Genomic DNA, 10,217 nt, shown 5'->3' with positions numbered 1-10,217 from the left:
CCGTGCTCGCGCGTGATCAGCGCGGCGAGGTCGTCGTGGTGCTGGTCCAGCAGCTCCTTGAACTTGAACAGGATGCGCGCGCGGCGCAGCGGCGGGGTGTCGGCCCAGGCCGGGAACGCGGCTTTGGCGGCGGCGACGGCATCGGCCACGTCCTGCGCGGTGCCCAGCGCGACGCGCGCGGAGACTTCGCCGGTGGCGGGGTTGAACACATCCGCCTGGCGCTGGCCGCCGGCGCGGCGCACGGTGCCGCCGATGAAATGATGGACTTCGGCCAGTTGCCGGTTTTCTGCGATGCTCACTTGGGGTTTCCTTCGATGGCCGCGGCGCGCAATACGGCGCGCCCCGGCGTGCAATCAGGGAGGCCGGGCCCGCGGGCCCGGCGGCAATGGGAGGCGGCGCGGGCCGCTGGCTCGATGTCCCTTACTTGATGTCCTGCAGCGCCTTCTTCACCGTATCGAACATCTCGCCAATCTGCGCTTCCGAGATGATCAGCGGCGGCGAGAACGCCAGGATGTCGCCGGTGTAGCGCACCAGCACGCCCAGCTCCAGGCATTTGAGGAAGGCCTCGTAGGCGCGCGCGCCCGGCTGGCCCGGACGCGATTCCAGCTCGATGCCGGCCACCAGCCCGTAGTTGCGGATGTCCTTCACATGCGGCGCGCCGCGCACGCCGTGCGCCGCGGCCTCGAATACCGGCGCCAGTTCGGCGGCGCGGCCGAACAGGTTCTCGCGCTGGTACAGGTCGAGCGTGGCGATGGTCGCCGCGGCGGCAAGCGGGTGGCCGGAATAGGTATAGCCGTGCAGCAGCTCGATCGTGCCCGGCGCGGCCGAATTGACCACGGCGTCATGCACTTCGCGGCGCACGGCGACGGCGCCCATCGGCACTGCGGCGTTGTTGATCGCCTTGGCCATGGTGATCAGGTCCGGCGTCACGTTGAAGCGCTCGGCCGCGGTGGCGGCACCCAGGCGGCCGAAGGCGGTGATGACCTCGTCGAAGATCAGCAGGATGCCGTGGCGGCTGGTGATCTCGCGCAGCTTTTCCAGGTAGCCGACCGGCGGCACCAGCACGCCGGCGGAGCCCGCCAGCGGCTCGACGATCACCGCGGCGACGTTGGCCGGGTCATGCAGCGCCAGGATGCGCTCGAGCTCGTCGGCCAGGTGCGCGCCCCATTGCGGCTGGCCCTTGGAGAAGGCGGCCTCGGCCAGGTTGAGCGTGGCCGGCAGGTGGTCGGTGCCCGGCATCAGGTTGGCCGAGAAGGCCTTGCGGTTCGGCCCGATGCCGCCCACCGCCATGCCGCCGAAGCCGACGCCGTGGTAGCCGCGCTCGCGGCCGATAAAGCGCGTGCGCTGGCCTTCGCCGCGCGCGCGGTGGTAGGCCAGCGCAATCTTCAGCGCGGTGTCGACCGACTCCGAGCCCGAGTTGGTGAAGAAAATGCGGTCCAGCCCCTGCGGCATGATCGCCGCCACCTTGGTGGCGGCCTCGAACGACAGCGGATGGCCCATCTGGAACGGCGGCGCATAGTCAAGCGTGGCCGCCTGGCGTGCCACCGCCTCGGCGATTTCCTTGCGGCAGTGGCCCGCGGCCACGCACCACAGGCCGGCGCAACCGTCCAGGATCTGGCGGCCATCGTGGGTGGTGTAGTACATGCCGCTGGCCGACGCCAGCAGGCGCGGCGCCGCCTTGTACTGGCGGTTGGCGGTGAAGGGCATCCACAGCGCATCGAGATCGGGAATCACGGTCTTGGCGGCGTCCATACGTTCTCCTGGAGGAATCGGGTCGGTGGGCGGCGCCGCGCTGGGGGCAGCGGCGGCGATGAAGGCCACTCTACCGGCGGCGGCTGGCCGACAAAATATACAGTCCGGACAACCGCGCCTTACCGTACAGTTTGACCACACCAAACCGTACAGGCAAGCGGCCCTGCGCTGCTCCTCCCGGGCGCCTCGGCCGCGCGCCGCCCCTGCCGCCGCATGGCATGCCACGTTGCACCGCGGCAATTTCCGCCGGATGGAGTGCCACCGGCCGCGACCACGCCGTCAGCCGCTAAACTGTACAGGTCCACGCCCGCCCGAGTGCCCGATGCTGACCCTGAACCTGACCCGCAGCCGCCGCGATGGCGACACCCTGACCGAACAGATCGTCGCCGGCATCGCCGCTCTGGTGGAGCAGCGCGCGCTGCGGGCCGGGGCGGCGCTGCCGTCGGTGCGGCGCTTTGCCCAGCACCACCACGTCAGCACCTTCACCGTGGCCGAGGCCTACGGACGGCTGACCGCGCTCGGCTACCTGGCCGCGCGGCCCGGTTCGGGCTACACCGTGGCGCATCGGCATGCGCCGGCCGGCCATGCGCGCGCGCCGCAATGGGAGGCGCCGGGCCTGAACGCGGCCTGGCTGCTGCAGGACGTGTTTGCCGACCATTCGGTACCGATCAAGGCCGGCGCCGGCTGGCTGCCGGGCGACTGGCTCAACGAGGAAGGCCTGCACCAGGCCATGCGGGCGTCGGCGCGCGTGCCGGCGGCGCAGCTGTCGGGCTACGGCCACCCGTATGGCTTTGCGCCGCTGCGCGAGCACATCGCCGCGAGCCTGGGCCAGTACGGTATCCCGCTGCAGGCGCAGCAGGTGGTGCTGACCCAGGGCGCGACGCAGGCGCTGGACCTGGTGGTGCGCACGCTGCTGCGCGCCGGCGATACCGTGCTGGTGGAGTCGCCCTGCTACTGCAACCTGCTGCAGATCCTGCGGCTGGCCGGGCTGCGCGTGGTCGGCGTGCCGCGCACGGCGGCGGGGCTGGACACGGAGGCACTGGAAGATGCGCTGCGCGCCCACGCCCCGCGCGCGCTGTTCATCAACACCGTGCTGCAGAACCCGACCGGCGCCAGCCTGACCAGCATGAACGCCTTCCGCGTGCTGCAACTGGCCGAGCAGCACCGGCTGCTGGTGGTCGAGGACGATATCTACCGCGAACTGGCCCCGGCCGGCTCGCCGATGCTGGCGGCCATGGATGGGCTGTCGCAGGTGGTCTATGTCAACGGCTTTTCCAAGACCATCACGCCGTCGCTGCGGGTCGGCTACCTGGCGGCCAGTCCGGACCTGGCCAAGGCCTTCGCGCGCACCAAGATGGCGGTCGGCCTGACCTCATCGGAGGTGACGGAGCGGCTGGTGTATTCGGTGCTGACCAGCGGCCACTACGGGCGCCATGTGGCGGCATTGTCGGAGCGGCTGCGCGCGCAGCAGGATCGCGTCACGGAAAAGATGGAAGCCCACGGGCTCGAGGTGCTGCTGCGCCCGGAAGGCGGGATGTTCGCGTGGGCGCGCCTGAACGAGGCGGTGCAGGCGCGCTGGCTGGCCAGCCGGCGCGGCGGACCGCTGCTCGGCAACCGGCTCGCCACGCTGGCGCTGGAGCATGGCATCTGGCTGGCGCCGGGATCATATTTCGAGCCGGATGAAACCGACTCGCCATGGATCCGCTTCAACGTGGCCACAGGCGATGCGCCGCAGCTGTGGCAGTTCTTTGACAGCCTGGCGCAGGCGCGGCAGGCGGCTTGAGGTGGAGGGATGCAGCCTGGCCGGCGCTCAGCTCCAGAGACGCTCGACCAGCCAGCCGGCGGTGGCGCAAACGCCTACCCAGGCGGCAAGACAGGTGGCAATAAAGCGATAGCTCATCTCGGTACGGTCAACAAAGATATGACGGGGACGTGAATTTTTCGCTGGATCATACATCCATTCATGAATGTATGTAAGCGGAAGAAAAGATTCCTTACGACTATCGCGGGTATGTTGTTGTGTATAAGGCACACGTCCGCAATACCGGCCCGCACTTCGCTGACCCAACCCAAACCCGCCCCTGATGCCGTCGGGGATGCCGCGGCACGGGCACGGGTCTCTGCTACCCTTGGGCCTGCCCGGCTCCGTGCCGGACGAGCTTCAAGATTTCAAGCGCAACGCACGAATTTCCCATGCATACCCAAGACCTGTCCGCCTGGACCCATAGCCACGCCTTCGACGCGGGCAACCGCGCCGCCGAACGCGGCACGCGCCTGGTCATGGTGATCACCGCCATCACCATGGTGGCCGAGATCGCCGCCGGGCTCTGGTTCAACTCGATGGCACTGCTGGCCGATGGCTGGCATATGAGTTCGCACGCGCTGGCGATCGGCCTGTCGGCCTTCGCCTATGCCGCCGCGCGGCGCTATGCCGGCGACTGGCGCTTTGCCTTCGGCACCTGGAAGATCGAAGTGCTGGCGGGCTTTGCCAGCGCGGTGTTCCTGCTGTGCATTGCCGCGCTGATGGCGGCGGGCTCGGTCGAGCGGCTGTTCACGCCGCAGGCCATCCACTATCGCGAGGCGATGGGCGTGACCGCGCTCGGGCTGCTGGTCAACCTCGGCTGCGCGCTGATCCTCGGCGGCCATGCGCACGGCCACGACCACGGCCATGACCATGGTCACCATCACGCTCACCATCACGGCCACGATCACCACCATCACCACCACGACCTCAACCTGCGCGCTGCCTATGTGCACGTGCTGGCCGATGCCGCGACCTCAGTGCTGGCGATCGTCGCGCTGGCCGGCGGCTGGTGGCTGGGCTGGTCGTGGCTGGACCCCGTGATGGGGCTGGTGGGCGCGGTGCTGGTCGGGCGCTGGGCCATCGGCCTGATGCGACAGAGTGGCACGGTGCTGCTGGACCGCGAGATGGACCACCCGGTGGTCGACGAGGTGCGCGAGGTGCTCGCCGGCCTGGATCACGGCGACGAAAGCACCCGCGTGTCCGACCTGCATGTGTGGCGCGTGGGCCGGCAGCACTTTGCCTGCATCGTCTGCCTGGTCACGCATGATGCCGCGCTGACGCCGCAGCGCGTGCGCGAGGCACTGTCGGTGCACGAGGAACTGGTGCACGTGACGGTGGAAATCAGCCGCTGCGACGGCGCTCACTGATACGACCACTGAGGCGAGCACAGCGGCCCGCCCTCGGCTTGCGCGCGATCAGCTCAGCTCGCACCACATGCATAGCGGCGGCGTATCCGCGGCGCGGTGGAATTCGCTCGATGCCATGACCTCGGGCGGCAGCTTCGCGGCCGGCACCAGCGTAAAGCCGTAGCGCGCGAAATAGCTGGGGCAGCTGGAGGCCAGCAGCACCGCGCGCCGCGCGCCGTTGGCGCGGGCGCGCATCAGCGCGGCACGCACCACGTGGGTGGCCACGCCCTGGTCCCGGTGTTCTGGCAGCACCGCCACGGAACGTATCACCACGGTATCGCCGCAGCGCTCGCCGGCCGCGCAGCCAATGATCTGTGTGCCAAGGATGGCAACGTGGAAATGCTCGAGCAGCCGCGGCACGCCGTCCACCGGCAACCCGCACCGTTCCAGCACCTCTCCCACGGCGGGAGCGTCGGTCGGCACGGCCACGCGGATGCGCAGGTCTTTCATCATCTGGAGCCTCTGTTTGTCACACTGCCTCGCGAAGGGAAACGCCATGGAAGCCCGTACATGGCGGTGCCGCCAACTGGCGGCACGGGTTGCACGCAGGCCGACAGGCCTGTCGGGCAACATTACCTGATTCGCTGCCGTTGATCCATTGGGGATAAACGGGTGTCCGGAACCGTTGCGGCATACCGGTCAGGGCGCGCGCGGCACAGCACGCCGCAGTCATGGCGCAGGCCGATGACAGGCGCGTGAAAAAAGCAAAGCGGAAGCGATCGCGCGCATGCGCAGGGACGCCGGGCGCAATGCGCCCGGCCGGGAAATCTCGAGGAAATCTGGAGGCGGGGATCCGGAATCGAACCGTCGTACACGGCTTTGCAGGCCGTTGCATAACCACTCTGCCACCCCGCCGCTGACATCGCGCCGGAGCGGCGCGACGTGCTGCGGGCCGCAGTGTAGCGGGAAATGGAAATCTTTGCAGGAGACCGCGGGGCGCCCCGGCGCCGGCTCAGTCCTCGATCCCGCCCATGGCGGACTGGATGTAGTTTTGCAAGCCGACCTTGCGCACCAGCTCCAGCTGCGCCTCGAGCCAGTCGATATGTTCCTCGGTGTCCTCCAGGATATCGACCACCAGCTGGCGCGAAACATAGTCGCCGACCGACTCGAAATACTTGATCGCGTCCTTGCAGCTGGCCTGCGACACCAGCTCCAGCTTCAGGTCGCAGCCGAGCATCTCTTCGGTGTTCTCGCCGACCAGCAGCTTGTCGAGGTCCTGCAGGTTGGGCAAGCCGTCGAGCAGCAGGATGCGCTCGATCAGCTTGTCGGCGTGCTTCATTTCCTCGATCGATTCGTCATACTCGTGCTTGCCCAGCGCGCGCAGCCCCCAGTGCCGATACATGCGGGCATGCAGGAAATACTGGTTGATGGCAGTCAGCTCATGCCGCAGCTGTGCGTTCAGCAACTGGATTACCTTTTTGTCAGTCTTCATGGCAGCCCCCAATGCCCCTGCGACAGGGACATGCGATGTCGCGATGGCACGGCCACAGCAACGCCACGGCGAATCAGCCGCCGTGACTTCATGGTAGTCCCGCCCAAGCGGACATCAAGCAATCCAGGCCCGCGCCGCGGCGTTCTTGCCGCATGGATTCTCTATTTTCTGGTTTGCTTGCGGATGCGAATGCCAATGGTTGCTATTCGGTTTTCGTAAGCGCCCTGCACGGCATCATGAAAATAAAAAAACAAAAAGCGGGCGCCGGGCCATTTGCCGCGGCGCCCGCCATGGGCGTTGCCATCGTTGCAGTTCAGTCCAGCTTCGCGCCCGAATCCGCCACCAGCGTCTTCAGCACCGGCCAGTCGCGCGCATAGAGCGCCTGCGCCTCGGCCGGCGTACTGCCCACGGTGCGCAGCCCCAGCGTGACCATGCGCTCCTGCATCTCGGGGGTCTGCAGAATGGCGCGCACCTCGCTCTCGAGCCGGGCCAGGATCGGTGCCGGCACGCCCACGGGCGCCACCAGCCCGATCCAGCCGACGGTCTTGAAGGCGCTGTCCTGCATGCCGGCCTCGGCGAAGGTGGGCATGTCGGGCAACGCGCTGCTGCGCTGCGTGCCGGTCACCGCCAGTGCCTTGAGCTTGCCGCTCTGGATGTAGGGCTTGGCGGTAAGGATGCTGGCGAAGCCAAATTGCACTTGCCCGCCGAGCAGGTCCTGCAGCATCGGCGCCTCGCCCTTGTAGGGCACGTGCGTGGCCTGGCCGTGCACCAGCTTGCTGTAGTAGGCGCCGCTCAGGTGCGACAGCGAACCCACGCCCCACGAGGCATAGCTCAGCTTGCCCGGCCGGCTGCGCGCGTAGTCGCCCAGCTCGCGAACGGTGCGCGCCGGCACCGACGGGTGGGTCACCAGCACCAGCTGCGCATCGGCCAGCACGCTGATCATGCTCAGGTCCTTGCGCGGATCGTAGGGCAGCTTCTGGAACAGGAACTGGTTGGTCAGCACCGATTGCGTCAGCGTCATCAGCAGCGTGTAGCCATCGGGCGCGGCCTTGGCCACGGCATCGGTGCCGATAATGCCGGAGGCACCGGCCTTGTTGTCGACCACCACCGGCTGGCCCAGCCGCTTGCTGAGCTTTTCGCCCATGGCGCGGGCGATGGTGTCGGTGCCGCCGCCGGCCACATAGGGCACGACGATGCGGATCGGCTTGGCGGGATAGGCCTGGGCCGCGGCCGGCAAGGCGATGCCGAGCGAAAGCCCGGCGACCAGGCCGCCCGTGGCCAGGGTCAGCCATGCGCGTCGGTTCATGTTGTCTCCAGATCGGTTTTGGTTTTGGAGGACAACCTTAGTGGGCTTGAGAACTTACGTCCAATGCAATATTTTTCAGTTTTTGATGCACAAATGGTTAATTCATGGGCCTGAGGCAACTGCATCACTTCGTCACACTGGTGGAACAAGGCAGCTTCGCGCGTGCCGCCGCCGCGCTGCACCTGTCGCAGCCGGCGCTGACGCGAAGCATCCAGGCGCTGGAATCCGAGCTGGGCACGCTGATCGACCGCAGCTACGGCAAGGTGCGCCCCACCGCCGCCGGCACGCTGGCGCTGGCGCGCGCGCGCCGCATTCTGCGCGAGCAGCGCGAGCTGCGGCGCGACCTGCAATTGCTCGAAGACGTAGAGGTCGGCACCATCCGCGCCGGCTTCGGGCCGTTTGCGGCGTCGTTCCTGCTGGATCCAGTGCTGGAGGCGCTGGTGCGCCGCTACCCGCGCCTGCGCATCGACCTCGAGACTGCCGACACTGCCGCGATGCGGCGTTCGCTCGAAGCCGAGCAGCTCGACGTCTTTGTCGGCGAAAGCCGCAGCCTTGCGGAACTGTCACACCTGGAGATCGACCGGCTGCCGGCACTGGAAACGGCATTCTTCGTGCGCAGCGGGCATCCGCTGACCCGGCAACGCCGGGTCACGCTGGCCGACCTGCGTGGCTACCCGGTGGCAGGGACCCGGTTGCCGCCGCATATCGTGCGCTACTTCCGCCAGGCCCTGCACGAGGCCAGCGGCGGCAGCGGCCCGCTGCCCGAGGACGAGCCCGGGCTGATGAGCGTCACCTGCAACGACATGCACGCGCTGCGCGCACTGCTGCTGGCGGTCGACGCCGTGGCGCTGGTGCCGGTGGCGATGATGGCCGAGGCGTGCGCACAGCGCCTGGCCGTGGCCCTGCCGATGCACCCGCCCACCGCGTTGAAGGCTCAGTACGGCATCGTCACGCTGGCCGGGCGCACACCGTCGCCGGCCATGCGCGTGTTCGCGGCGCTGGTGCATGAAGCGGTGGCGCAGACCGGCGCCTAGTTTGGTCCGGGGGACCGGCGCGATGCGAAGCGTTCAGCCCGCAGCCACTGCGGGCTGTCCGGCCGGGACATCCGCCGGCAGCCGCGCGGCCATGCGCTGGCGCGAGCGCTCGGGGTTGACCACGTACAGCCCGGCCAGCGCCGCCACCACCATCAGCGCGCCGCACAGCGCCAGCCCCAGTTCAAAACCGCGCGCGCCGGGCACGTTCTGCACCAGCACGCCCGTCACCAGCGGCGCCAGCACGCCGGCCACCGACGACACCGAGGCATCGATCGCCAGCACCGCGCCGCGCTGCCCGGCCGGCACCACCTCGGCCAGCATCGCCGGGCCGAGCGAATAGATCGCCGGCGCGCACACGCAGGCCAGCACCAGCAGCCCCACGCGCATGGCGGGCGTGGTGTCCGGCCACAACAGCGACAGGAAGAAGCCGCCCGCCAGCAGCAGCATGCCGGCCGAGACCCGGCCGCGCGCCACTCGCGACGACACGCCGCGCGCCAGCAGGCGTTCCGAGCACCACGCAATCGCGATCGTCAGCGGCAGGTTGGTGCCGACGATCAGCGCGAACAGCTTGCCGCTGACGGCATGGTCGAAGCCCAGCCCGCTTTGCAGGTAGGCCGGGATCCAGGTCAGGCACAGCGCCAGGCCCCAGTACGCCGCCAGCCGCAGGGCAAAGCAGCCCAGCACGGTGGGATCGCTGAGCAGCACGCGATACGGCAGCCGCAGCGGCGCGGCGATGCCAGCGTTGCCATGCGCGATCGGACGTTCGTCGAGCGTGCCTTCGCGCCCCAGCGCGATCCACGCCACCGCCCACACCACGCCCAGCACCGCCAGCAGATAGAAGTTGGTGCGCCAGCCCCAGTGCGCGGCCACAGCCGGAATCAGCAGACCGGCCAGCACGATGCCGATGCCCGCGCCCTGCGTCAGCACCGCCACCGGCAGGTTGCGCCGGTTGTTCGGGAACCACTTGTAGCAGGCGTGGATCGCCACCGGCGCGGCCGGTCCTTCCATGAAGCCGAGCAGCACGCGCGACACGATCAGCACCGCCAGGCTCGACGACAGCGCGATCGGGATCTGGCACAGCGACCACGCCAGCGCCATCAGGATCAGCAGCCGCGAGGTCGGCGTGCGGTTGGCGAGGAAGCCGCCCAGCACGCCCGACACCGCGAACAGCCAGAAGAAGCTGCTGCCGACCAGGCCGAACTGCGCCGGCGTCAAGCCCAGCTCCGCCATCATCGGCGCGGCCAGCAGGCCCACCACCATCTTGTCCATGGCGTTGACCACAAGGAAGAAGAACAACAGCACCGCAGTCAGCCACGCGCGGCGCGGCTGGTAGGTTGGATTCATGCGTGTCTCCCGGAAGTAAGGGGATGCCCCGCCGAGGCCGGCATCGGGGTTCATTCATTGATGCGCGGGCCCACCGCCGTCGCTGCCCTCGCGTGACGCGACGCAGGCCGGCGAGCAGGCTGGCTTTCGCGTCGGAGCG

Annotated in this window: 9 protein-coding genes and 1 tRNA gene; 3 read left to right on the top strand and 7 right to left on the bottom strand. The window is 68.7% G+C overall.

Features of this window, described 5'->3' with window-relative positions:
* The coding region (locus C7416_RS26995) for an aldehyde dehydrogenase family protein (RefSeq protein WP_146604308.1) at nt 1-299 on the bottom strand (299 nt) is incomplete at its 3' end.
* A 121-nt stretch (nt 300-420) separates the two neighbouring features.
* Nucleotides 421-1,752 carry an omega-aminotransferase AptA gene (gene aptA / locus C7416_RS26990; protein WP_111521717.1) on the bottom strand — a complete coding sequence of 444 codons (1,332 nt, stop codon included), beginning with the start codon at nt 1,750-1,752 and terminating at the stop codon, nt 421-423.
* A gap of 322 nt (nt 1,753-2,074) precedes the next feature.
* On the opposite strand from aptA, the gene C7416_RS26985 reads away from it, so the two are divergent.
* Both C7416_RS26985 and dmeF read left to right on the top strand, forming a co-directional pair.
* Nucleotides 2,075-3,535 carry an aminotransferase-like domain-containing protein gene (locus tag C7416_RS26985; protein WP_111521716.1) on the top strand — a complete coding sequence of 487 codons (1,461 nt, stop codon included), beginning with the start codon at nt 2,075-2,077 and terminating at the stop codon, nt 3,533-3,535.
* A gap of 410 nt (nt 3,536-3,945) precedes the next feature.
* A complete protein-coding gene (dmeF, locus tag C7416_RS26980) occupies nt 3,946-4,923 on the top strand; it encodes a CDF family Co(II)/Ni(II) efflux transporter DmeF (protein ID WP_111521715.1) in 978 nt (325 codons plus the stop codon).
* 48 nt (nt 4,924-4,971) lie between these two features.
* On the opposite strand, the gene C7416_RS26975 is transcribed toward dmeF, so the two are convergent.
* The 4 genes from C7416_RS26975 to C7416_RS26960 form a co-directional block, all read right to left on the bottom strand.
* The gene (locus C7416_RS26975; protein ID WP_111521714.1) at nt 4,972-5,415 is read right to left on the bottom strand and encodes a GNAT family N-acetyltransferase; all 444 of its coding nucleotides are present in this window, start codon (nt 5,413-5,415) and stop codon (nt 4,972-4,974) included.
* Between the two features lie 327 nt (nt 5,416-5,742).
* A tRNA-Cys gene (locus tag C7416_RS26970) sits at nt 5,743-5,817 on the bottom strand.
* Between the two features lie 97 nt (nt 5,818-5,914).
* Complete coding sequence (gene bfr / locus C7416_RS26965; protein WP_111521713.1) at nt 5,915-6,394, bottom strand: bacterioferritin; 480 nt, start codon at nt 6,392-6,394, stop codon at nt 5,915-5,917.
* A 313-nt stretch (nt 6,395-6,707) separates the two neighbouring features.
* On the bottom strand, nt 6,708-7,700 hold the full coding sequence (locus C7416_RS26960; RefSeq protein WP_111521712.1) for a Bug family tripartite tricarboxylate transporter substrate binding protein: 993 nt from the start codon (nt 7,698-7,700) through the stop codon (nt 6,708-6,710).
* A 104-nt stretch (nt 7,701-7,804) separates the two neighbouring features.
* Here C7416_RS26960 and C7416_RS26955 point away from each other — a divergent pair, with 104 nt between their 5' ends.
* Complete coding sequence (locus tag C7416_RS26955) at nt 7,805-8,734, top strand: LysR family transcriptional regulator (RefSeq protein ID WP_111521711.1); 930 nt, start codon at nt 7,805-7,807, stop codon at nt 8,732-8,734.
* A gap of 33 nt (nt 8,735-8,767) precedes the next feature.
* Here the strand turns inward: C7416_RS26955 and C7416_RS26950 are convergent, their stop codons facing one another.
* Nucleotides 8,768-10,078, bottom strand: coding sequence for an MFS transporter (locus C7416_RS26950; protein WP_111521710.1), 1,311 nt, complete (start codon nt 10,076-10,078; stop codon nt 8,768-8,770).
* Nucleotides 10,079-10,217 lie beyond the last annotated feature (139 nt).

Source organism: Cupriavidus phytorum, assembly GCF_003254285.1.
GTDB classification, from domain to species: Bacteria; Pseudomonadota; Gammaproteobacteria; order Burkholderiales; family Burkholderiaceae; genus Cupriavidus; species Cupriavidus phytorum.
Note: the sequence above shows the minus strand (reverse complement) of the source record. Positions and strands in the feature narration are given on the sequence as shown.